Origin of the sequence: Paenibacillus lignilyticus (genome assembly GCF_017942085.1) — a bacterium.
GTDB lineage: Bacteria > Bacillota > Bacilli > Paenibacillales > Paenibacillaceae > Paenibacillus_Z > Paenibacillus_Z lignilyticus.
Genome location: NZ_JAGKSP010000001.1, coordinates 890,500 through 914,295 on the forward strand (window position 1 = coordinate 890,500; position 23,796 = coordinate 914,295).

Genomic DNA, 23,796 nt, shown 5'->3' on the forward strand with positions numbered 1-23,796 from the left:
CTCATAAAACCATTCTAGTTTTCTTAGTTTTATATACAAAATATCATACCTCATTGGACTGTACAAGAAGGTTTCATTCCTTTTTCGAACTAAAAAACAAATAGCTGTCCATACTATTGAGGAAAAGTATGAAATAGATCCTTTTGAGGAAGTGGACGTACATTGACGACGAAATCGGTATCGAATGAAAAAACGGAACGAGAAGGAAATGCTCTGTTTCTAACCATGAAAATTGCCGCGTGGTTAGCATTTATAATTGGTGTGGCGCTGTGTCTCATCAATTATGAGAATTTCAGCGATAGCAATAGCTCTTTAATGACCGGCATCGGCTGTCTGGTCGGCAGTGTGTTCATCTATACGATCGGTACGGCGATCAACCTCGTGCATAAACGCAAAATCGAATCCGAATAGGCAGCTTAGTCTTGCTTTGAACAAGGACTGTTTCCTTCTATAGGGAGCAGTCCTTCTTTATATAGCTCGGACTTGCAGCAATTGCCGTTGTAATATTGAACCGCATTCCGGGGAAAATTAAGTTAATCCAAGGTGATGTTTAGGAGATGAGGAACTGATGAATATTTCAAAGCTCACACGGCTGTTGACGACGAGCGGCGTCTTGGCAAGCACCGCCATGTTCGTATCGGGTTGCAAGTCGATGATAGTCTTCGATCCGAAAGGACCAATCGGCATCCATCAGCGTGACCTAATCTATATCACAATGCTGCTTTGCCTGATCCTATTGGTTCCGGTGTTAATCATTGCGGCCTGGATCGTATGGCGCTTCCGCGACAAGAAGGGCAACAATGCGCCTTATCAACCGATCTGGTCTCACAGCACCAAACTGGAGATCATCTGGTGGAGCATTCCTATCCTGGTCATTTTGATCTTGGCCATTGTAACCGCACGGTACACGTACATGCTGGATCCGGCAAAACCGATCACGTCCGACAAGAAAGCGATCACGATCCAGGTAACGTCGCTGGACTGGAAATGGCTGTTCCAGTATCCGGACCAAGGCATCGCCACCGTCAACCATCTGGTCATTCCCGAGGGGACCCCGATTAAGTTCGAGCTTACCTCAGACGGGCCGATGAACGGGTTCTGGGTGCCTCAGCTCGGAGGGATGATTTACACGATGTCCGGCATGGCGACGACGATGTATCTTCAAGCCGATGAGCCCGGTAATTATATGGGTACCGGATCCAATTTTACCGGCCGCGATTTCGCGAAAATGGGCTTTAAGACCAAAGCTGTTCCGCAGGCGGAATTCGATCAGTGGGTGGCAGAATCGAAAGCCGGCGGGAATGCTTTGTCCGAAGAAGGCTATCAAAATCTTGCAAAGCCCGGCACTTCTGGCCCGATGACCTTCGCGTCCATCCCGCCCGGCTTATTCGAGCGGATCGTTCATGTCTACTCCATGAGCCGCGGAGCTCCTCCGGGATATACGCAGAAAGCCCAAACGCTAAGTGGAGAAAAATCGACTGAACATTCGGAAGGCGGCCAGCTCCCTCCTGGCAACAACGCGCAAAAGGATGCGCCGGACGACTTGGAAAGCTTCGGCTCCGGGCACGCCAATCCTAAATTGGACAACATGCATATGAATCATGGCAAATGAGAGGAGAGGCTTCCGTGATGGACCAAATTAAAGATTTCGTCTCGTGGTTCTTTGTCACAGGCGACCCGTTGATCTACGGGGCGGATGTGGCAATCTCGCTGACGACGGTGGCTATTATCTTCGTGCTTAGCTATTTTGGCAAATGGGGCTGGTTGTGGAGGGAATGGCTGACGACCGTCGATCATAAGCGCGTCGGGATTATGTACATCATTGCTTCACTTCTTATGCTGTTCCGCGGCGGGGTGGATGCACTGCTGATGCGGACTCAGCTTGCTTTTCCCGAAATGAAATTTCTATCGCCGGAGCACTACAACGAGGTGTTCACCACGCATGGCGTCATCATGATTCTATTCATGGCGATGCCGCTCATGTTCGGCTTATTCAACATCGCCGTGCCGTTGCAGCTTGGCGCGCGCGACGTCGCTTTCCCGTTCCTCAACTCGCTCAGCTTCTGGCTGTTCTTCTTCGGCGCGATGCTGTTCAATATGTCCTTCGTCATCGGCGGTTCGGCGAATGCCGGCTGGCTGTCGTATCCGCCGCTCTCCGAGATGACGGGCAGTCCGGGAGTAGGCGAAGACTTCTACATCTGGGGCGTTCAAATTTCCGGGATCGGTTCCCTGATGACGGGGATTAACTTCATTGTCACCATTGTCAAAATGCGTGCTCCCGGGATGACATGGTCAAGGGTCCCGATCTTCACGTGGTCCGTACTCTCAAGCTGCATCGCGATTATTGTCGCGTTCCCTGTGCTGACCGTAACGCTCGCGCTGCTGTTCTTGGACCGCTTCCTGGGTGCGCATTTCTTCACGATGGATGGCGGCGGCAACGCCATGATGTACGTCAACCTAATCTGGATGTGGGGCCATCCGGAGGTATACATTGTCGTTCTGCCCGCCTTCGGTATTTTCTCGGAAGTGGTGGCAACCTTCTCCAGGAAACGTTTGTTTGGCTATGGATCCATGGTGTTTGCGATGATGAGCATCAGTCTGATGGCGTATTTCACCTGGCTCCATCACTTCTTCACGATGGGCTCCGGAGCTAACGTCAACCTCTTCTTCGCCATATCAACGATGATCATCGCAATTCCTACGGGCGTGAAAATATTCAATTGGCTGTTCACCATGTTCCGCGGACGGATCTCGTTAGCAACGCCAATGCTGTGGACGATCGGGTTCATTCCATGTTTCATCGTTGGCGGCATGACCGGCGTCATGCTCTCGGTAGCACCTGCGGATTTCCAGTTCCATAACAGCTACTTCCTCATTGCCCACTTCCATCAAGTACTCATCGGCGGGGTAGCTTTCGGTTACTTTGCGGGCTTGTATTACTGGTGGCCGAAGATGTTCGGCTTCAAACTGAATGAACCTATCGGCAAATGGGCGTTCTGGATATGGAATATTGGATTCTATGTCTGCTTTATGCCTCAGTATGTGGTCGGACTTGACGGCATGACTCGCCGGATCAATTCGTACGACTGGGATACCGGCTGGTGGGCGCTCAATTTCACATCGACCATTGGCGGTTTCTTGATGGGTCTCGGCTTCTTGTTCCAGGTATGGCAGATCGCGCACAGCATCAAGTTTATGGAAAAGGACACAACCGGCGATCCGTGGGGAGCCCGTACGCTGGAATGGTCCATTCCATCGCCGGCACCTCTCTATAACTTTGCGACGACGCCTCTCGTTACGGACCGAGATGATTGGTGGGAGGAGAAAGAACGCATCGCCGCAGGGAAAATGCCTAAGGAGAAGCCGGCGCTCGAGCCTATTCATATGCCGAAGAACTCACCGATTCCTTTTATTCAATCCATCTGCTGGTTTACAGTCGGCTTTGGCCTTGTATTTCACTGGCTATGGATCGCGATTCCCGGTTTCGTCGGCATTGCGCTGACGATGCTCGTTCATTCGTTTAACTACAACACCGATTACTATATCCCGATAGATGAAATCCAACGGACGGAAGCAAATGCAAGGGGGCTTAGCTAATGGCACACGCGCATGCGCATGAGGCCGGACATGATGGCCATCACGATCTTGAAGAGCTCCGTAAATTCGGCTTCTGGATTTTCTTGATCACCGACTGTATCTTGTTCGCGACTCTGTTTGCCACCTATCTCGTGCTTCATGAGAGTACCGCAGGCGGACCGGGGGCCAAAGAAATCTTCGAAATGCCCGGCGTCATCGTCGAAACGTTCATCCTGCTGACGAGCAGCTTCACCAGCGGTCTGGCTGTGCTGGCTATGAACGCGGGAAGCCGAAAAGGACTGTTAGGCTGGCTAATTGTAACGATCCTGCTCGGTGCCTGCTTTATTGTGATGGAAGTAACGGAATTTCTGAAGCTCGTACACGAAGGCCATACGATTCATACCAGTGCGTTTCTATCCGGTTTCTTCACGCTTGTCGGTACGCATGGACTGCACGTCTCGCTGGGCATCTGCTGGATCACGGCGTTGATTATCCAGCTGACCCGGCACGGCATTACGCCGGTCACGCAGCGAAAAGTACATATCACAAGCTTGTATTGGCACTTTCTCGATGCCGTATGGATCTTCGTGTTCACATTCGTTTATTTGATGGGAGTGATGTGAGAAGTGAATCACAATAATGCTATCGGCGGACACGGAAATCATGGCAGCCATGCCAAGCACCACGGCTCCCTCAAAGAGTACGTCATCGGCTTCGCGCTCTCCATCCTCTTGACCATTATCCCGATTCTGGCCGTCATGAACGGCTGGTTCGGGAAAACAACGACGGTCGTTGTACTGCTGGCCACGGCGGTTCTGCAATTCGCGGTGCAGCTGCTGTTCTTTATGCATCTGCGCGAAGAGGAAGGACCGCGGTATAACCTCGTTACGCTCATTCTCGGCCTCATCATTGTCGTGGTCGTCGTCTATGGTTCCATATGGATCATGGATCATAACAAAATGTATTAAATGAGGAAGAGCCGTTGCCTCCCCAACGCAATGGGCTCGGCATCGGCTCTTCTCATCTCGGCTTGCCTTTATCGCATCAAAAAAAGCTTGATTGCTCAAGCTTCAAGTCCTTTTCGGACGATTATAGGAGGCCTTTAATCAGCGTATCCACATATTTCTCACTGGCTTGGCCAATATCGTAGTCGGCATCGGACAGACACCAAGTGATGAAGGCTCCCGTCAAAAAAGAATAAATATAATTCACGACTTCATCGACGGATAACGCCGTCTTGAATATGGACGTCGATATTCCGTCAGCAATCGCTTTGATCAGCAACTCCTGCTCGATGCAGTCCGAGAAAAAGGATGGTTCTGTTGAGTTCTGAGATAGGTTGACTACAAACGTAAGTTTCGTCAGTTCCTCTCCAACGATGATTGGAAAGCCCAGTGCAACCATCATAAAAGTTTTGAGCTTCTCTACCGGAGAAGCTTCTTCGTTTTCATTGATATACTTTCCGAAATGCTCCTCCATGTACTCGGAAAAATCGTCTCGGTATAATTTTTTGACGATGTCCTCTTTGGACTTGTAGTGAATATAGAATGCCCCTTTGGACAGGCTGCATTTCTCGCAAATTTCATCAACCGTAACGTTGCTATATCCCTTGCTTAGGATGAGCTCCTTCGCGACGGCGAATATCTTTTTCTTCGTGGCTTTCCCCTTCAGGTACCGACTTGTTTCTTTTTCCTTCATTCCGTAACCCCTCCACTATTACAACTATACTGTATTGGTTTTTAGTTAGTCAAAGCGCACGCAGGGAATTGACAAAACAAAAGTGACCAGAGTATACTGACTTCAGTCACATTTAAACTGACTGCAGTCATATTTAAGTGGCTATATGATAAATTCCAAGAAGGAAGGTTGTTCATGATGAAAATAGCTATTATCGGTACAGGAAATATCGGCGGTAACCTTGCACGGATTTTCACCCGAAAAGGACATACTGTCTCTATTGCGAATTCGAGTAACTCCCAGGCTTTGCACGAATTAGCCAAAGAAACGGGAGCGACGCCATCAACGGTACAGGATGTAGCTAAAGGCGCCGATGTTATTATCGTCTCCATTCCTACAAAGGGAATTCTCAATTTACCGGCGGAATTTCTCGCCGGCATCGCACCTGAAGCGGTTGTCATCGATACCGGCAATTACTACCCTTTGCACCGCGACGGCGCAATTGAGCCCATTGAGAAAGGGTTGCCCGAAAGCCGCTGGGTAGAGGAACAAATCAAGCATCCGGTTATTAAAGCGTTCAATGCCACGAATTGGTATAACTTGACGGAAGAAATTCAATCGCAACTACCCGGCCGCTTCGCGTTGCCTGTATCCGGCGACGACCCTGCAGCTAAAGCGATCGTATCGCAATTGGTCGCCGAAGCAGGATTCGATCCGGTCGATGCCGGAGGGCTGGATGAGTCCTGGCGCCAACAGCCCGGATCGCCTGCCTATTGCACGGATCTCGGCGTAGAAGACATGCGTAAAGCGCTGGCCCAAGCGACCAAGGAGCGCAAACCGGAATCGTCAGGCATTCGGTCAAGCGAAGAAGAACTCAAAACGGCGCAAGAGATGCAAAAAGCGTTTTTCGCGACTCTCGACCAAGCGATCCAGGTTCTGACGGAAGCGAACCAGTGGACGGAAGCATTAGCCACTAAGCGACTAATCGCTCAATTTATGACCGGCAAATCACCGGAAGCTATTTTAGGACACGTATTCGAGCATAAACGGCTGGACTAAGAGCAACTGCTCGGGATTAACCGATGATTATTAATGATTGAACGTAAGAAAAAAGTGCTTAACTTTGCATGAGCAAAGTTAAGCACTTTTTGTTGTTTTACCTACTTAGAGCCATTATTTATTCAAATACAGCAGTACATCATTAATGTAATGATCAACGGGTTGTGAGGTGTCTACTTTGGTGCACGCCACGTGTAACTTCCTTTTGGCTCGGTTGATCACCTCTTGCCATTTCTCTTCAGGTATATCGACCGGACCGATCTGGGTCATCATTCGCTCTCGGTTTTTCAGCCGATTATTCAGTTCATGGATATCGTTCAATACGCATTCTACATACTTGTATTTCACATGATGTTTGTCAGACAATGCGGTTCCTTTCTCAACCAACACCTCATACAAACAAGGACTATCCAATATAACGCTATGTCCTTGGGAAAGGTGGAAATCAACCAACGCCCATTCGATATGATAAGCGACCCCTCCCGCCCTTCTGGGATCTACCTCCTGGCACTCTAATTCAAGTCCCTCTAACAATCCTGTTTTCACGATATCATGGTCGATTATGACCGATTTGGTGCGCTTCGCAATTTCTCTGGCAAGCGTTGATTTTCCCGAACCGGGAAAACCGGACATTTGTAAGAAAAACATATCCCTTTGACCTCCATCCTTTCTTTATCTAAAGTCAAAGACGAAGGTAACAGGAAATAGGTTTCTATTTTGTCATTCCATGCAAGTCATTATGAGTCTCACGCTTGATGGGATGGAGGACAAATAAAAAGCCGCCTGCATCAGATCGAATACAAGCGGCTTGGAAGTATCTATAAACACAATTAATGACGGATCAGATAATCAAAGGCACTCAAAGCTGCGGTAGCGCCTGAACCCATGGAGATCACGATTTGATTGTACGGAATGTCCGTGCAATCCCCGCCGGCAAATACGCCGGGCAGGCTTGTTGCTCCGCGCTTGTCCACGACAATTTCGCCGGAGCTAATCCGCTCAAGGCCATCGCCGAGCCATTCGGTATTGGGAACGAGTCCGATCTGTACGAATACGCCCTCGAGCTCGACATGCTTCTCGGCTCCCGTCACGCGCTCGATGTAGGAAATACCGTTCACTTTGTCCGTCCCTGTAATTTCTTTCGTCTGAACGTTCACCAGTACGGTAACGTTCGCCAGACTGTACAGACGATCTTGAAGTACCGCGTCGGCCTTCAATTCCGGAGATGATGCCAGGACGGTGACATGGCTGGCGATGCCTGCGAGATCTATCGCCGCCTCGACGCCGGAGTTGCCTCCGCCGACTACGGCTACGCGCTTGCCTGCATACAACGGACCATCGCAATGCGGACAATAAGCCACGCCTTTATTCTTGAACTCCTCTTCGCCCGGAACGCCGATATTGCGCCAGCGCGCGCCGGTGGAGAGAATGACGGTCTTGCTCTTCAGCACTGCCCCGTTCTCGAGCTCGACTTCAATGAAGTCTCTCTTCTCTAAACGTACGGCGCGCTGCAGCTTCATAATGTCGACGTTATACTCTTTCACATGCTCTTCGAGACTAGCCGCCAGCTTGGGGCCTTCGGTATATTTCATGCCGATCAGATTCTCGATCGCAAGCGTATCGACGACTTGTCCGCCGAAGCGGTCTGCCACGATGCCGGTGCGGATCCCTTTGCGCGCCGCGTAGATCGCTGCACTAGCTCCCGCAGGTCCGCCGCCGACAACTAGCACGTCATATGGCTCTTTGACGAACAGCTCCGAGTCGTCGCGCGTCATGCCGATTTTGGTCAAAATCTCGTCGATCGTCATTCGGCCGCCGCCGAAAAACTCGCCGTTTAGGAACACGGATGGGACAGCCATGATGTTGTTGCTCTCCACTTCCGCTTTGAATGCAGCACCGTCGATCATCGTATGCGATATGCCGGCATTTAGGACGCTCATCAGGTTCAGTGCCTGCACGACGTCCGGGCAGTTATGGCAGCTTAAACTGATGTACGTCTCAAAACGGTATTCGCCTTGAATGCTCTTGATCCGATCGATAACGTCCTGCTCGACTTTGGGAGCTCTTCCGCTAACCTGCAGCAGAGCGAGTACCAAGGATGTAAACTCATGGCCGAGCGGGATCCCTGCAAAAACGATGCCGGTCTCCTCGCCGGGACGGTTCACGCTGAAGCTTGGCGTTCTCGGCAAATCCGCTTTCTCTACTTGGATACGGGATGACATGCCGGCAATCGCGTCCACCAGTCCAAGCATATCTGTCGATACTTGATCGTCGCCTGCACATACTTTGAGCAGTACGTCGCCTTCCATCAAACCAAGGTATTGATTTAACTGTGATTTTATCTCGGGGTCTAATACCATCGTCTATTCACTCCTTAGATCTTGCCTACGAGATCAAGGCTCGGTTTAAGCGTAGAACCGCCCTCTTGCCATTTCGCTGGGCAAACCTCGCCTGGATTATTGCATACGTATTGTGCTGCTTTGATTTTATTCACGAGCGCGCTTGCATCTCGGCCGATGCCGCCTGCTGCGCAATTAATTATAATTATTATAAAATAATATTAACTATAGAATAGGTCGCTGTCAATAAGATTATGCTTCCAATTGAAAACAATTATCAATCACTCTCAATAAAAAAGCCGCCCGCATCCTGTAGGATACAAGGCGGCCGGAAGCGAGCATAAGCTGGATTAATGACGAATGAGATAATCAAAGGCACCTAAAGCCGCAGTTGCGCCTGAACCCATCGAAATAATAATTTGCTTATACGGACTGTTCGTGCAATCACCCGCGGCAAATACGCCCGGCAGGCTTGTCGCTCCGTGGTTGTTCACGACAACCTCGCCGAAACGCGTCCGCTCGATATGATCAGGTAGCCAGTCGGTATTCGGCACAAGTCCAATCTGAACAAATACGCCTTCTAGCTCGACATGCTTCTCGGCACCTGTATCGCGTTCGATGTAGGAAATGCCGTTTACTTTGTCCGTACCCGTAATTTCTTTCGTCTGGACGTTCTTATGCACCGTTACGTTCGGCAGACTGTACAAACGATCTTGAAGAACGGCGTCCGCCTTCAATTCCGGAGCGAATTCCAGAACGGTGACATGGCTGGTAATGCCAGCGAGATCAATTGCCGCTTCGATCCCGGAGTTCCCTCCGCCGATGACAGCTACGTGTTTGCCGGCGAACAAAGGACCATCGCAATGCGGGCAATAAGCCACGCCCTTGTTCTTGAACTCTGCTTCGCCGGGAACGCCGACATTGCGCCAGCGAGCGCCTGTGGAGAGGATAACGGTTTTGCTCTTGAGTACAGCGCCGTTCTCGAGCTCGACCTCAATAAAGTCGCTCTTATCCAAACGCACAGCGCGCTGCAGCTTCATGACGTCAACGTTGTACTCTTTCACATGCTCTTCCAGGCTTGCCGCGAGCTTAGGGCCCTCGGTGTATTTCGTGCTGATGAAGTTCTCGATGCCGACCGTATCCATGACTTGCCCGCCGAATCGCTCCGCCAAGATGCCTGTGCGAATTCCTTTGCGGGCTGCATAGATCGCCGCGCTCGCGCCTGCCGGACCGCCGCCGACAACAAGGACGTCATATGGCTTCTTATCGAATAGCTCGGAGTCGTCGCGCGTCGCGCCGATTTTCGCCAAAATCTCGTCGATGGTCATGCGGCCGCCGCCGAAAAACGCGCCATTCAAGTAAACGGATGGAACCGCCATGACTTCCTTGCTTTCGGCTTCTTCTTTAAATACCGCGCCGTCGATCATCGTATGCGAAATGCCTGGGTTGAGAACGCTCATCAGATTTAGCGCCTGCACGACGTCCGGACAGTTATGGCAGCTTAAGCTGATGTACGACTCGAAGCGGTATTCGCCTTGGATGCTCTTGATTTGATCGATTACGTCCTGCTCGACTTTGGGAGCTCTGCCGCTGACTTGCAGCAGCGCAAGCACCAATGAGGTAAACTCATGACCGAGCGGAATGCCCGCGAACGCAATGCCCGTATTCTCGCCTGGGCGGTTCACGCTAAAGCTCGGCGTTCTCGGCAGATCAGCCTTCTCGACCTTGATCCGGGAAGACATGCCGACAAGTTCATCCATCAGCTCAAGCATTTCTTTCGATACTTGATCCTCGCCCGCGCAGACTTGGATATGCACGTCGCCTTCCATTAAACCAAGGTATTGATTCAGTTGAGCCTTAATTTCCGGGTCTAAGACCATTTCACATTCCCTCCCAAGTGATGTTAAATGATTGCCGCGTTTCAAAACTCCAAATGAGAATCATTTTCAGTTATTGCAAGAAAAAACCGCCTGCACCCGTCGGGATGCAAAGCGGCAGTAGTCATTTACATCGTTCCTTAGATCTTGCCGACAAGATCAAGGCTCGGTTTAAGTGTTGCGCCGCCTTCTTGCCATTTCGCAGGGCAAACTTCGCCTGGATTGTTGCGGACGTATTGAGCTGCTTTGATTTTGTTAACTAGCGTGCTTGCATCGCGGCCGATGCCGCCTGCGCTGATTTCAACCGATTGAACAACGCCGTCCGGATCGATGATGAACGTACCGCGGTCAGCAAGACCGGCTTCTTCGATCAATACGTCGAAGTTGCGGGAGATCGCGTGCGTAGGGTCGCCGATCATGATGTATTCGATTTTGCCGATTGTTTCCGAGCTATCGTGCCATGCTTTATGCGTGAAGTGTGTATCCGTCGATACGGAGAAAACTTCTACGCCAAGCGATTTCAATGTAGCGTATTGATCTTGCAAGTCGCCAAGCTCAGTTGGGCAGACGAACGTGAAGTCAGCTGGATAGAAGCAAACAACGCTCCATTGACCTTTGAAGTTAGCGTCGGATACTTCGATGAATTTACCGCCTTGGAATGCTTGCGCTTTGAAAGGTAGTACTTCTTTTCCGATTAGAGACATGAGTTTGTTTCCTCCTATAGAGCATTTAATTAAAATTATTCTAAACTGATATTAATTCTCGGACGAGCATTTGTCAAGACTTTTTCGGCATCTAATTGATAATTATTTTCAACGAGACCCTCGACATCCGAAACCACTGCCACGTGCTAGTATTGTCTACATTAGGATCATTATACAAAAATGCCTCGATTTACGCAGCCCCTTCTAGCTCACCGTGCTGTGTCGATAACGAGGAATCCATATATAGACAAAAAATAGTATATCCCCGATAATAGATGTATCCATTTCCACAATATGGCAGACATTTCAGGGGGAGTCATGAAAAAGAAATTATCGGCACTATTAATCAGCTTTATATTCATTTGTTCACTAATTACCGGAGCATATGCAGCCCCGGCTGCAAGTACGAAACCACAAACTTTTCGATTTAATCTGTATACGAATCCCTCAACGTTGGATCCGGCTCGCATTGTAGACTCCACCGAATTCACAGTGGCACAGGCGCTTTATGAAGGATTAACGAGATTGACGAAAACCGGCCAAGCAGAGCCAGGGATGGCGAAGTCGTGGGACATCTCTAAAGATGGCAAAACGTATACATTTCATTTGCGATCTTCCGCTTACTGGAGTAACAATCAGAAAGTAAAAGCATCCGATTTCGAATATGCATGGAAGCGCGCATTGAATCCGAAAATGAACGCCGACTATGCTTTCTTGCTCTACAGTATTAGCAATGCCGAAAGTTACAATAAAGGGCTAATCGATGTTTCTAAAGTTGGCGTTAAAGCACTGGATGACAACACGCTTCAAGTGACGCTGCAGGAGAAGACTGCCTACTTCTTGCAGCTGCTCACTACACCGATCTATTCGCCGGTCCCGGCATCAATTGCAAAAACGAACCCGAATTGGTTCGCTTCCGCAAAAACGTTGGTCTCTAACGGGCCTTTCTATATGAAAGCATGGATGCCAAACAAGCAGATCATACTTGCGAAGAACAGCCACTATTCAGATGCGAAACAGATTCATTTTACCGAAGTACGCATTCAAATCATGGATAACCCCGAGAAAGAATTACAAATGTACAAGAGTAATCAAATCGATTGGTCGGGGTCAGATCAGACCAATATTAGCAGACAAGCTCTTGATTCAAACACAATAAAAGATCTGCATGTCTCCGAGATCGCTTCTACCTTCTATTATGTGTTTAATGTCAACAAGAAACCTTTCGATAATGTGAACATCCGGCGTGCATTTTCAATGGCGATTCATCGTGACAAGCTTGTATCTGCTGCTACACCTGCATACGGTTTCGTACCACCGGGTATTCAAGGCGCAAAACAATCATTTCGTGAAGAGTACTCGGATAAGGCGTATATTTCGGAAAATGTAAAGTTGGCTAAACAACTCTTGAAGAAAGGGCTTGAAGAAGAAGGACTCGATGAATTACCGCCTGTAACATTGATTTCGAATGATACGTTGGGTATCGAAGAGCTTCTAACCGGTTTGCAGCAAATGTTGGGACAGAATTTAGGAGTCAAAGTTAATATAGAGTTTCAGGAATGGTATGAATTATTACAAAATCGCAGAGATCAAAATTATCAGATTGCCAGAGCCAGCTGGGGGGCTGACTATAACGATCCGTCTTCCTTCCTCGATATATTTACTTCTTGGAGCGGCATGAATGATAGTGGGTGGAGCAATGCCGACTATGATGGCTATATCCGTAAAGCACAACAAACATTCGATGCCAAAACAAGGATGGAGCTCTACCACAAAGCGGAACAACTGTTACTGGATCAAATGGTTATTTTGCCATCCCATTACTTTACCGTTAACACCCTGCAAAAATCCTATGTTCAAGGTGTCTATAAGAATTTCGCAGGAAATACCGTATTCTCCAGAGGCTCAATTAAATAATGAATAAATAAATCGCTGTTTCATCGCATTACTTCCATAAAGCAAAAAGTGCCCAACTTTGCATTACAGCAAAGTCGAGCACTTTTATTTTATAAAGCCGATTTTTCAGAATGAGTCGGGGCCAAGTATTTATTGTGGTGATTGAAAAACGTAACCGTTGACTAATCACTTCCACCAAAAACCATGACGTAACCATCCAGGTCCTTGACCGCAAAATGCTTCCACTGACTATTTCCCATTGGTTCTATTCTTGGTTCGTATGCAATTATTGCTCCCTTGGAGCTGAACTCATTAAACAAATATCCAACCCCGTCGAAATTGCTATAGAAGTTTGCTCGTCCCCGGTTGGTTTATCCGGCTTTCGATTAGGGAGAACGTCTTCCGGCTTAATAGCTTGTTGAAGGATAAAGCCAAGATTATTACCGCGTTCGGCATGCCCCCAGCCGTCAACTTGGAACTTCTTGGTAATACGTTCTTGCTTTCTCGAGATCCGAAACTAATCTTACTTGTAGAAAATTCTTAAGATAAGCATTCTCGTTACTCAAAGGAACAACCACCTTTATTTAAGGTATGTTTCCTTATAAGGATACGGAACGTTTGTTCATACGTAAAGTTTTTCCTTTTCTCTTTATCGCTTCTATTTTGGCGAGTTTCACATCAGCGGAATTGAATCTCAAACATAAATAATGCTCCCTTTATAGCAACAGATTTTTATTAATTCACCTGTCTGCTGTTGGGGGAGCATATCAAATGGGCAGTACTATTAAAATAAGTTAATTACACTATTGGAGGACTCATTGAAGTAATAAAGATAAGCTCATTCTGATTAAAGAGTTGCTCCTCAACTAAGTTTCCGAATTCGTTAATACCAGTAACAGCCATCAATACAGCAGGCGGGCTTACATTCATTGTAGCAAGCTGCACCTCGTAGGTAACATTTCCTGCAATAAAAAACTCCCTAACATCATAGGAGTTTGGGGGCACTAAATACGAGAGATGGTATGCAGTATAAAAAATACTGGAATCAACAGAAGCAAAAATCTGTGCGATAATTGTTGCTGGGCTTGCCAAATCCAGATTTCTTGTGCTTATAACAATATTAGTTGAAGCTGTGCCAAAGTCTCTAGTATTCGTTACTGGACCAGTAGTAAAAGGCATGACGTCTCACCTCACTTTCTTAGAGGACATGCTACATTCTATGAAAATAATGAAATAATGCTTGGGCAGCGATATAGAATTTGTAATATTTTACATTTTTTAACGCATCTTACCTTTTGATGAGGCTAGCACAATGGATCTATAGAGGTCACGTGTAAACCGCTCACGAAAATCGTGAAAACACAGCTTTGTACGCAACTGTTGATTTAACGAAAGATGGGTAACCTATAACCGCGGGCGGATACGCGGCATGCTTCGAGAGTGCGCTGAATGTAGTGTGTCGGGAGCGGAAAGTGAACCCCGACCGTACAGAGGTGACAGCGCACGTAACACTGGGCAAAGATGAAACAGACCATTTCAAACTTGCGGTCAAGCTCGACATCGCCTTGGCTGGTGTGGACCGGAATACTGCTCAGGAACTCGCCAGAGCAGCTCATGATGTATGTCCCTATTCCAGAGGGCGATTCGCGGCAATATTGACGTTCAATTAAACGTGGTGTAAAAACATCGAGATAACAGATGCGCTGCACATCGCACATCGGCGAATAACAAAGGACATCGAATGGCATCGCGGGCGGAGCATAAAGCAGAATAATACCTCCGATTTCTCAACGATCATATCCGACAATGGCACTCCGATTCATCCGGGCATTTATAAAGCACTCATTCATATTCAGCATTATTTCCGTCAACCTCTCATGCTCGAGGAAGCCGCAGCGCACGCACATTTGTCTGCTACGTACTTCAGCGAGCTGTTTCGACAGACATTGGGGCTTACTTTCCAGCAGTATCTGCAGCAGCTACGCCTGAAGTTCGCTCATAATCTGCTTCGCTCTACGATGCTTCCCGTTACCGAAGTTTGTCATGTAGCAGGTTTCAATACATTGACACACTTTGAACGAGTGTATCGAAAGCAATATAGCAAAACACCGCGCGAAACGAGAAAACTAGGTAAAAAGGCAGGTTCAATAAATTGAACCTGCCTTTTTGATGCTTTCCTAATTATACGAATGTAATCATGAATTCATTGCCGATCACCAGTAGCCTTTCGTATTCCCATTCGCTTGCAGACGCGCGATGGCTTCCGCGAAATAATAATCTCCGTAAATTAACGAGCAGTTCAAATCGACGCCGGCTGGGTGATGGCCGCAACCTTCGTTAAGCAAGCCTTCGTTCTCGGGTTCAAACCTCGTGCTGTATGTTTCATATAAGTTCAGGAGCGTTTGAATAGCAAAGTTCGTATAACGTTGCTTTTCGTCCTCGCTATCCGCATGCTCAGCCAGTTCGAGCAACGAAGCCGCCGAGATCGCCGCTGCCGACGTGTCCCGCAATGCTTCCGAGCGATTAGGCACAGAGAAGTCCCATAAAGGAATGAAGTCTTGTTCCACACGGCTCATGTACGCTTCCGCCGTCTTTCGGGCGATCTCCAAGTATTTCGTATTTCCAGTATATTTGTATGCATAAGCGTATCCGCCGATCGCCCAGGTCAGACCCCGGGACCAGCATGAATCGTCCGAGTAACCTTGGAATGTCTTGCCGTATTTAGGTTCTCCACTATCGGGATCGAACACGTAAGTATGGAACGCAGTGTAATCCGACCTGATAATTGTCTTTGCACACGTGTCCGCATGGGCCACCGCAACGTTACGGTAAGCCTCGTCGTTCGTTTCCTCCGTAGCCCAGAACAAAAGCGGCAAATTATACATGCAATCGATAATAATCCTGCCCCGGTTTTCTTCACTGAAGGCCTCTCCCTTCACCCAAACGTTCCATGCCTGAATGAATTTGCCCTTATCATTGAACCGTTCCTTTAATCGATCCGCCGCATCCAAAGCAATCTGCCTCGAAGAGGAATCGCCGGTCAGCTTATAATGCGCCACGAACGTCGGAAGGTAGAGAAAACCCGTGTCATGATCCAACGTATCCGGCTTCTCGTAAAGTCTCTTTGTTAAGCGCCAATTGGATGCTTGCGCTGCAACGGCGAACGATTCTTCTTCCGACATCTCGTAGCAAAGCCAGTTCAAGCCCGACCAGAATCCGCCTACCCAGAATCCATCGTCCGCGAACTTGTATTTGCCTCCTTCCGTGCTCGTCGGCAGCCGGTCGCCGAATGAAGACGCGTTCTTCTTCGTCTTTTCCAATATAAAGAATTTAGCATGCTCTAAGTGTTGTCTCATATCACGATAACCCCCATACGATGTGCGGATCATTCTTCTTGTCTGAAAAGCAAAAAGCTGGATCGGAAAGATCCCGTCCAGCCGCTTCTGGTAACTTAAGGATTATTTTTTTTGAACGTATCGATCTGCATTTGCAAGTCCGTGAGCACTTTTTCCAGACCCGCTTTATTAGCCGCTTTCTCGAACTTCGCGTATGCGGTGTCATAGTCGGCCAACCCGACAGAAACAGGATTCATGTATTGTTGCGCCAAATTATTGATTGCCGCGTTTTCGTTTTTGACGTTGGCATCGCTGTAAACGAAGCTCAAACCATACGGATATTCGTGGAACGACTCTCTATACCCTTTCAATTGAGCGACGACGTCGTCCGGCTGCTCCACATTCCATCTTTCAAATGTGCCTCTCCAACCCCAAGGGTCGTTACCGGAAGGCGGATAATTTGCGGCATCCGCCAACGAGATGAAGCGGTCATCGCCTGACGGCTCCCAGTGCTTGCCTTTAATACCGTACCAAGTTAAGTCGAAATACTCCTTGTTCCACTTCAACAGATCGAGGAACATGAGCGCGCGTTCCGGATTTTTGGAATTCGCGTTGATCGACACGCCGTTCTGCGTAAATCTTGCAGGCACGATCGCGACGTTTGGCATGAACACTTCAGGCTTCCATTCCGGATGCGTCTTTTTAATTCCGGCTACGACATTGGAAGCTTGGTCAAGCGACAGAGCTCCCACAGCAGATTTACCCGCTTGGAAAAGCTGCGCGGACGTTTCTTTTTGCGTTAACGCGTTTTTGGAAAGTACGCCTGCTTTTTGCCAATTAGACATCGCGCTGGCAAAGCTTTTATACGTGTCATTGGCATAAAGGTTTTGGGCGACCATGCCATCTTTCGTGAAATAGTTCCAGCTCAGCGCGCTGTTCGATTTGTCCGATCCGTTCGTATATGCTTGTGGGTTTTTATCAAAATACTTCTGGATGAACATTTCCGTCGACAGCTGGAATCCGAATGGAATGATTCCTTTTTCATTCTGGGCGACGGCCAGCAAATAAGCTTCAAGACCGGCCATGTCTTTAATCGTCGGTATATTGTGCTTCTCTCTCAAATCGCCGCGAATCATGAAAGAGTGAGAAGCGTTCTCTTGTACAGCTTGCGGCACGGCGTACACTTTTCCATTCACTTTGGCTTGCTCCCATGCGTCTTTCGGGGTTTTCTCCCAAGTAATCGGCGCATTCTTGGACAATAGATCTTCCGTTAATTCAAGGAAGGCGTTCTTTCCTGCGTAACCTTGATAGCCGGTCCAGTCCGCGACGTAGACGAGGTCGAAATCTTCGCCGCTCGAGAAGAGCAAAGGATATTTCTGACTCCATTCTCCCCAGCTCAGGTTCTGAACCTCGATATTCGCATTAATATCTTTCTTCGCCATCTTGCTGAGCTCTGTGTACACCTCGTCGGCATCCGTCGGCTTATCACCGAGCAGCACCATTTTCAACGTCACTTCTTCTAGCGGCTCTTGAGTCGCTTCCGACTCGTTCGCCGATACGGACGGGGAAGCCGAACCGCTACCAGAAGAGCTTGAGGAGGAATTGCCATTGCCATTGTTGTTGGAGCATGCCGATAAAAAGATGCTGCAGAGGATTGCCAATGCCATTGCGGTAAACCACTTTGCCTGTTTCTTTCTCATAGTGACCCTCCATGTAAAATGTATTTATGTTAAACCGGTATGACCGGATTTAACCTTTAACCGCGCCTAAAGTCAACCCTTTAACGAAATAACGCTGAATGAACGGGTACAGTAAGATGATCGGCCCGATTGCGATGACGGTAACCGCCATCTTGAGGGAATTTTGCGGCAGGTTCGACATATCCACAGAAGCGCCTCCCCCCGATGCTTCCATGACTCTGCGCAATTCCTCCGAATTCGTCACCAGGTTGTAAAGCAATAGCTGGAGCGGCCGAAGGTGCTCTTCGGAGATGAACAGCATCGCAAGGTACCAGTCGTTCCAGTAATGCAAGGCGACAAATAGCGTGACCGTCGCAAGAACCGGTTTGCATACGGGCAGCAAGATCGAGTTAAAAATGCGAAATTCGTTCGCACCGTCCATATACGCGGACTCGCTAAGCTCTTCCGGCACTCCCCTCATGAACGCTTTCAAGACGATGATATAGAACACGTTTAGCAAGGAAGGCAAGATAAGAGCGAGCAAGCTGTCTTTAAGGTTCAAATATTTAATAATCAAGATGTACCAAGGAACTAGCCCTGCGTTAAACAACGTCGTGAAGAAGAAGAAAAACGCGAGACCGTTGGCAATTCTGAACACTCGCTTGTGAATGACATAAGCCGTCATCGCCATCAAATAGACGCTCAGTACCGTGCCGATAACCGTGACGGTTATCGTAACGCTATACGCTCTTAGCATCAGCATCGGGTCTTTCAGCGCAACCCGGTAAGCTTCTACCGTCACGTCCTTCGGCAGAAGCGTGTAACCGCTTGCCACAATCGTCTGTTCGCTCGTGAAGGACGAGGAGATGACCATGATGAACGGGATGACGCATAAAACGGATATAACTCCGATTAACACATATGCAATGGTGTTGAAGGTTAACCGATCCGTAGTAATTTTTCTCAACGGCAAGCTCTCCTTCCTAGAACAAAGAGTAGTCTTTGTTGTATTTTTTTACAGCGAAGTTCGCCATCATAATCGTAACGAAGCAAAGGACGGATTGATAGAAACCGGCCGCAGCGGCCATTCCCTCTTCCCTCGTCATGAGCAGTGAACGGAAGACGAAGGTGTCGATGACGTCGGTTTTATCGAACAGAACTCCATTGTTCTGGACGAGCTGATAGAACAAGCCGAAGTCGCCTCGAAATATGTTCCCGACCGCCAGCAGCAGCAAGATGACAACTGTCGGAATCAAGTACGGAATCGTCAGATGCCAAATTTTGCGAAAAATATTCGCTCCGTCGATTTCGGCCGCTTCATAGATTTCGGGATCGACGCCCATAATCGCCGCCATATAGTAGATCATCCCGTAACCCACCGCTTTCCAAGCGCTTACGAGCACGATCATGATCGGCCAATAACCTGGCGTATTGTAAATATCGATCGGCTCCGCGCCAAATGTCTGCAACAAGCTGTTCACGATACCCGAATCGAAGTTCGCAAAACCGAAGAACAACAGCCCTACCGTCACCCAGGATACGAAATACGGAAGGAACAGCATCGATTGCATCACTTTACGAAGCCAATTGCTCGAAATTTCGACGAGTGCGACTGCAAGCACAATCTCAAGTAGGTTGTTAATGATAATGAACGCTAGATTATACAGAAACGTATTGCTCGTAACAAGCCAGGCTTTTCCTGAAATAAAGAAAAACTGAAAATTGTCAATACCTGCCCATGGGCTGCCGAAGATGCCATCGCGGTAATTGTACTGTTTGAAAGCGATAACCAAACCGGCAATAGGCAAATAACTAAATACGATAAAAAAAACGATGGCCGGCAACGACATCAACACCAGAAGCCGATTTTTCACTAGATGCCGAAGCAATGATTCACGTTTCACTGCGTTAATCCCCCTGTTCTATGTAGTTCATTCTTGGATAGCTATGTTTCTAGTATGCCGATTCTTCGTTTTCAAATGAACCCGACAGAATTGTAATATAGCCAAAAATATTGTACTGTTGAGAAAACTGTCTTCTCAATGAGGGGGAGCTGAATACATGCTGAAAGTGTTGATCGCGGATGATGATCCGTTTACGCTGCAAGGAATTTACGAGTCCCTACCTTGGCAATCGCTTGGCGTGGAAACCGTGCTAGTAGCGAGCAATGGGAGCAAAGCGTTGGAAATCGCTAGGCGGGAACGTCCCCAAATGCTTTTAACCGATGTGCGAATGCCCAAGATGAATGGGATTGATTTTGCAACCGCTTACAGAGAAACAGAGCCGAATTGCCACATTATTTTCATGAGCGGATTCTCCGACAAGGAATATTTGAAGTCGGCCATCAAGCTGAGGGCAGTTTCCTACGTCGAGAAACCGATTGACCTCCCGGAGATGACAGAAGCGGTTCGGCTGGCAGTATCCCATTATCGAGAGCTTCTCAAAAACCCCAATGCGGAGAAGAGCACGATCGTCGCTGCCGTTCCACTCATCTTGAGCGAAATGGCGATCGCCATCACGAAGTCCCAATCGAACAAAGAACGTATTGAAGAAATGTGCCAATTAGCATCTATTTCATTTCCCGCCAAACTGCGGTTACAAACTTTATTGATTAAAATCCGTTCCATGTCCGCCTCTGGGAATCAGGAGCAGGCTGAAACGATGGCTGACTATATATACAACCTGGCATCCGGATTGCTAACGGCCCCGGACACGACCGGCCTCGCCGCCGTTAAGGACAAACACCACATCATCGTGCATCTATATGCTGCGTCCGGCCATTCGGAAGAGCTTCAGGATCAAGTCGACCGTTTCGCTTCCAACTTGCTGGACGTTTTGCCCGCGAAGGAAGCGGTGTTCATTGCTGTTGGCAAGCCGGTTGTCGGCCTGGCTAACGCGGAGCAATCTTATCGGACGGCAGCGATCGTCCTGCAACATATGTTCTATAACGGCTATTCTTTATACGGATATAGCGAGAATAACACGCCCTCCTATTCGTTAAATTCCCAATTGATTACCTCATTCGGCGAGCATCTTGCCAAACAAGAAACCCGCCTTGCGATTAGACTTATCCATAGCCTGACCTTCGATATTAAGCAACATAAGAACACGACGGTGAACAGCGTCAAGGAAATATACTTCCAGCTCCTGCTCGTCGTCGTTCGTGCCGCCGGAGAAAAAGAAATCCGTTTGTTCGACAATGCAGACAGCTCGAATTATCTATGGAATTTAATGAGCGATTTCAATACACTAAGCGAACTGAGAGAATTTCTCGTAAAGAAGATTGAACGTTACGCCTCCCTCTTGAAGGAACGCTCGCCTTACAGTAGCGTCGTAGACGGCATTCTCGATTACATTCATTCTCATTACGCAGACCAAGAATTGTCCATTGCACGGATAAGCGCTCATACATTGCTGACTGCTTCTTACCTGTGCAATCGGTTCAAGCAGGAGACGGGCCGCACGATCAACCAATATTTAACGGAGTACCGTGTCGGACAAGCGAAAGCTCTTCTTCGCGATGCTTCGCTTAAAATCTCCGATGTATCCGCCCGGGTAGGCTACAGCAACGGAGATTATTTCGCGAAGTGCTTCCGAAAGCTTACAGGGAAGAATCCTTCGGAATACAGGGAGGATTTAGTGGAATGAAGCGAACGTTAATGGGAGCATTTCGCTTTTTTTATGAATTGAAGCTCAAAAACAAGCTTATTCTATCCTTTTTAGCACTGATCGTCATCCCACTCGGCGGTTACTTCTATCTGTCTTCGGAACAGGCCTATAAGCAATTTTTGGATCGAACGACGTTCTCGGTCACCCGGAATTTCGACCAGTCCTTCTCATTTCTCGCCTATAAATTTCAAAGAATTCGCGCGGCGAGTGATATCCTCGTATCTGAGAAAATGCTAAACGACGTCATGACGAGTGAGGCAAGCGCCGCCGACTTTTTTACGCAATATAAAGATTTTCTCAATATCCGCCCGTTCTTGTCTTCGTTTGAAAATGAGCAGGATATTAGCAGCGTGAAACTATACGTCAACGATCAGCTGTTTTATTCAGAGGAAAATTGGAATTTATTCAGCTTGGGTGCCGCAAAGAAAACCGCCTGGTTTAAACGATTAATGGACAGCGGAAAAGGCATTCTCTGGGCACCGGGCTCGTACTTCGAAAGCGAATCTCTTTCGTCCAGAACGTTGTCCGTTCTTCGACCGATTCGCAACCAGAATGATTTTTCCGAATTTCTGGGAATCGTCAGATTAGACATTCCAGAATCGGCTATCGTCGACGTTCTAAACAACGCCTCGCCGATCCGCAACAGCCTGACCTATATCCAGAATTCAAGCAACGAAATCGTCGCCAGCTCGAATCCTAAGCTTCAGCAGCAATACAACATCGATCTTGCGGAGACGGCGAGTTCCGCAGAAAAAGGTCCGCATTTCGTTAAAGTGGACCATACATCCGCCAGCATGTATCTCGAAAGCAGACGAATTCCCGATACGGACTGGTACATGGTGACGGCGATTCCGCTTAAAGAAATCGCCTCCGAGAGCAAGCTGATGTTAAGGAAATCCGTTCTCTTGCTCATTGCCATCGCCCTGATCGCTTTTCTATTGTCCATTGTAATCTCCAACTACATGACGTCCCGTCTCACTCAGATCATGCGCAAAATGCGCAACGTTCAAAATGGCCATATTGCGGCGCTCTCCCTGCCTCCTTCCAAAGACGAGTTCGGGGAATTGATCGAGAACTACAATTTCATGGTTGGCAAGATCGAATTGCTGCTCGAGGAGCAATATCTTTCGGGACAGGAGGTCAAGAACGCAGAGCTGAGAGCATTGCAGGCGCAGATCAATCCCCATTTTCTGTATAACACATTAGATATGATGAAATGGATGGCCCGAAGCGGAATGAACGACCAGATCGAGCAGGTTGTGACTTCACTTTCGAAGTTTTATAAATTAAGTTTGAGCATGGGAAAAACGGTCATCTCCATTCGGGACGAGCTGCTTCACGCGAGCAGCTACATGCAAGTGCAAACTGCTCGTTACGTCAATAAAATTCAATTGGTCGTTGATGTCGATGAAGAAATCCATGATTATGGAATTTTGAAAATCACGCTACAGCCGATTTTGGAGAACGCCATCATTCATGGGATTTTGTGCAAAGATTCGGAAGCGGGCGAGATTCGGATTACGGGGGGGCTCGAGAGAGGAGACATCGTCATTAAGGTGTCCGATGACGGCGTAGGCATGCAAACCGAAATGGTCGGAATGTTGCTTACGGACAATTCGGATAACCGAACGAGAGATAGCGGATACGGACTCCGTAACATTCACGAGAGGATCCGGCTATTTTACGGAATCGATTTCGGACTCGCTTTCCATAGCGAACCGGGTCGCGGCACGCAGGTAACGATCCGGATTCCCGTTCAAAAATTGTCATCCGGGTGATGCATGCCTTTTATCGCGGGATTGCTCATTCATCTTCCTTCCTCTCACCAAGCCAAATTCCCCGCTTCGGCCACATGGCCGGGGCGGGGGACTATACAGCCAAGCCCGTGGTAAGCTTGATCTGCTCGCTGAACAGCTTACCCACTAGTTTCTCCGAAGACGCTGCACAACCATAACCCCGTATGGCGGCAATTCTGTGTTTCCGAC

General features: G+C 48.2%; 21 protein-coding genes and 1 pseudogene. 11 read left to right on the plus strand and 11 right to left on the minus strand.

Translation table 11 applies throughout. The features are described from left to right. Positions 1–162: 162 nt before the first annotated feature. The 5 genes from I8J30_RS03855 to cyoD all read left to right on the plus strand — a co-directional run bounded on the left by I8J30_RS03855 (position 163) and on the right by cyoD (position 4,544). A complete protein-coding gene (locus tag I8J30_RS03855) occupies positions 163–411 on the plus strand; it encodes a hypothetical protein (RefSeq protein WP_210655516.1) in 249 nt (82 codons plus the stop codon). Positions 412–568: 157 nt separating this feature from the next. Further along, positions 569–1,612, plus strand: coding sequence for a ubiquinol oxidase subunit II (cyoA, locus tag I8J30_RS03860; RefSeq protein WP_210655518.1), 1,044 nt, complete (start codon positions 569–571; stop codon positions 1,610–1,612). A 17-nt stretch (positions 1,613–1,629) separates the two neighbouring features. Further along, positions 1,630–3,597 carry a cbb3-type cytochrome c oxidase subunit I gene (locus I8J30_RS03865; protein ID WP_240547768.1) on the plus strand — a complete coding sequence of 656 codons (1,968 nt, stop codon included), beginning with the start codon at positions 1,630–1,632 and terminating at the stop codon, positions 3,595–3,597. Beyond that, positions 3,597–4,199 (plus strand): cytochrome o ubiquinol oxidase subunit III, encoded by a 603-nt coding sequence (cyoC, locus tag I8J30_RS03870; protein WP_210655522.1) that lies wholly within the window; start codon positions 3,597–3,599, stop codon positions 4,197–4,199. Before I8J30_RS03865 ends, cyoC begins: the two co-directional genes overlap by 1 nt. Positions 4,200–4,202: 3 nt before the next feature. Then, positions 4,203–4,544 carry a cytochrome o ubiquinol oxidase subunit IV gene (cyoD, locus tag I8J30_RS03875; RefSeq protein ID WP_420831198.1) on the plus strand — a complete coding sequence of 114 codons (342 nt, stop codon included), beginning with the start codon at positions 4,203–4,205 and terminating at the stop codon, positions 4,542–4,544. 121 nt (positions 4,545–4,665) lie between these two features. Here the strand turns inward: cyoD and I8J30_RS03880 are convergent, their stop codons facing one another. Beyond that, positions 4,666–5,274, minus strand: a complete 609-nt coding sequence (locus I8J30_RS03880; protein ID WP_210655524.1) for a TetR/AcrR family transcriptional regulator — start codon at positions 5,272–5,274, stop codon at positions 4,666–4,668. Between the two features lie 129 nt (positions 5,275–5,403). Between I8J30_RS03880 and I8J30_RS03885 the strand changes: the two genes are divergently transcribed. Beyond that, positions 5,404–6,312 (plus strand): NADPH-dependent F420 reductase, encoded by a 909-nt coding sequence (locus I8J30_RS03885; protein ID WP_338044814.1) that lies wholly within the window; start codon positions 5,404–5,406, stop codon positions 6,310–6,312. A gap of 114 nt (positions 6,313–6,426) precedes the next feature. Here I8J30_RS03885 and I8J30_RS03890 read toward each other — a convergent pair whose 3' ends face one another. From I8J30_RS03890 to ahpC, 5 genes and pseudogenes are all read right to left on the minus strand, one after another. Continuing rightward, positions 6,427–6,960 carry a P-loop nucleotide/nucleoside kinase family protein gene (locus tag I8J30_RS03890; protein ID WP_210655528.1) on the minus strand — a complete coding sequence of 178 codons (534 nt, stop codon included), beginning with the start codon at positions 6,958–6,960 and terminating at the stop codon, positions 6,427–6,429. A 182-nt stretch (positions 6,961–7,142) separates the two neighbouring features. Further along, on the minus strand, positions 7,143–8,672 hold the full coding sequence (ahpF, locus tag I8J30_RS03895) for an alkyl hydroperoxide reductase subunit F (protein ID WP_210655530.1): 1,530 nt from the start codon (positions 8,670–8,672) through the stop codon (positions 7,143–7,145). Positions 8,673–8,686: 14 nt separating this feature from the next. Then, positions 8,687–8,839 (minus strand): annotated as a pseudogene (locus tag I8J30_RS03900) (peroxiredoxin); the annotation flags it as partial. A 162-nt stretch (positions 8,840–9,001) separates the two neighbouring features. Beyond that, a complete protein-coding gene (gene ahpF, locus I8J30_RS03905; protein ID WP_210655532.1) occupies positions 9,002–10,531 on the minus strand; it encodes an alkyl hydroperoxide reductase subunit F in 1,530 nt (509 codons plus the stop codon). Positions 10,532–10,668: 137 nt separating this feature from the next. Further along, on the minus strand, positions 10,669–11,232 hold the full coding sequence (gene ahpC / locus I8J30_RS03910) for an alkyl hydroperoxide reductase subunit C (RefSeq protein WP_210655534.1): 564 nt from the start codon (positions 11,230–11,232) through the stop codon (positions 10,669–10,671). A 318-nt stretch (positions 11,233–11,550) separates the two neighbouring features. Between ahpC and I8J30_RS03915 the strand changes: the two genes are divergently transcribed. Continuing rightward, a complete protein-coding gene (locus tag I8J30_RS03915; protein ID WP_210655536.1) occupies positions 11,551–13,149 on the plus strand; it encodes a peptide ABC transporter substrate-binding protein in 1,599 nt (532 codons plus the stop codon). Positions 13,150–13,926: 777 nt separating this feature from the next. On the opposite strand, the gene I8J30_RS03920 is transcribed toward I8J30_RS03915, so the two are convergent. Next, a complete protein-coding gene (locus I8J30_RS03920; protein ID WP_210655539.1) occupies positions 13,927–14,307 on the minus strand; it encodes a hypothetical protein in 381 nt (126 codons plus the stop codon). A gap of 293 nt (positions 14,308–14,600) precedes the next feature. On the opposite strand from I8J30_RS03920, the gene I8J30_RS03925 reads away from it, so the two are divergent. Beyond that, positions 14,601–14,798, plus strand: a complete 198-nt coding sequence (locus tag I8J30_RS03925) for an OsmC family protein (protein ID WP_338044798.1) — start codon at positions 14,601–14,603, stop codon at positions 14,796–14,798. A gap of 207 nt (positions 14,799–15,005) precedes the next feature. Beyond that, on the plus strand, positions 15,006–15,284 hold the full coding sequence (locus I8J30_RS03930; RefSeq protein ID WP_210655541.1) for a helix-turn-helix transcriptional regulator: 279 nt from the start codon (positions 15,006–15,008) through the stop codon (positions 15,282–15,284). 57 nt (positions 15,285–15,341) lie between these two features. On the opposite strand, the gene I8J30_RS03935 is transcribed toward I8J30_RS03930, so the two are convergent. From I8J30_RS03935 to I8J30_RS03950, 4 genes are all read right to left on the minus strand, one after another. Continuing rightward, the gene (locus I8J30_RS03935) at positions 15,342–16,484 is read right to left on the minus strand and encodes a glycoside hydrolase family 88 protein (protein ID WP_210655543.1); all 1,143 of its coding nucleotides are present in this window, start codon (positions 16,482–16,484) and stop codon (positions 15,342–15,344) included. Between the two features lie 95 nt (positions 16,485–16,579). Next, positions 16,580–18,163, minus strand: a complete 1,584-nt coding sequence (locus I8J30_RS03940; protein ID WP_210655545.1) for an ABC transporter substrate-binding protein — start codon at positions 18,161–18,163, stop codon at positions 16,580–16,582. 49 nt (positions 18,164–18,212) lie between these two features. After that, a complete protein-coding gene (locus I8J30_RS03945; RefSeq protein ID WP_240547769.1) occupies positions 18,213–19,109 on the minus strand; it encodes a carbohydrate ABC transporter permease in 897 nt (298 codons plus the stop codon). A gap of 16 nt (positions 19,110–19,125) precedes the next feature. After that, entirely contained in the window at positions 19,126–20,046 is a 921-nt protein-coding gene (locus I8J30_RS03950; protein WP_420831199.1) for an ABC transporter permease, read from the minus strand. A gap of 157 nt (positions 20,047–20,203) precedes the next feature. Here I8J30_RS03950 and I8J30_RS03955 point away from each other — a divergent pair, with 157 nt between their 5' ends. Together I8J30_RS03955 and I8J30_RS03960 are read left to right on the plus strand one after the other, a co-directional pair. Next, entirely contained in the window at positions 20,204–21,790 is a 1,587-nt protein-coding gene (locus I8J30_RS03955; RefSeq protein ID WP_210655547.1) for a response regulator, read from the plus strand. Next, complete coding sequence (locus I8J30_RS03960; RefSeq protein WP_210655549.1) at positions 21,787–23,589, plus strand: sensor histidine kinase; 1,803 nt, start codon at positions 21,787–21,789, stop codon at positions 23,587–23,589. The genes I8J30_RS03955 and I8J30_RS03960 overlap by 4 nt, the downstream gene beginning before the upstream one ends. Positions 23,590–23,796: the final 207 nt, after the last annotated feature.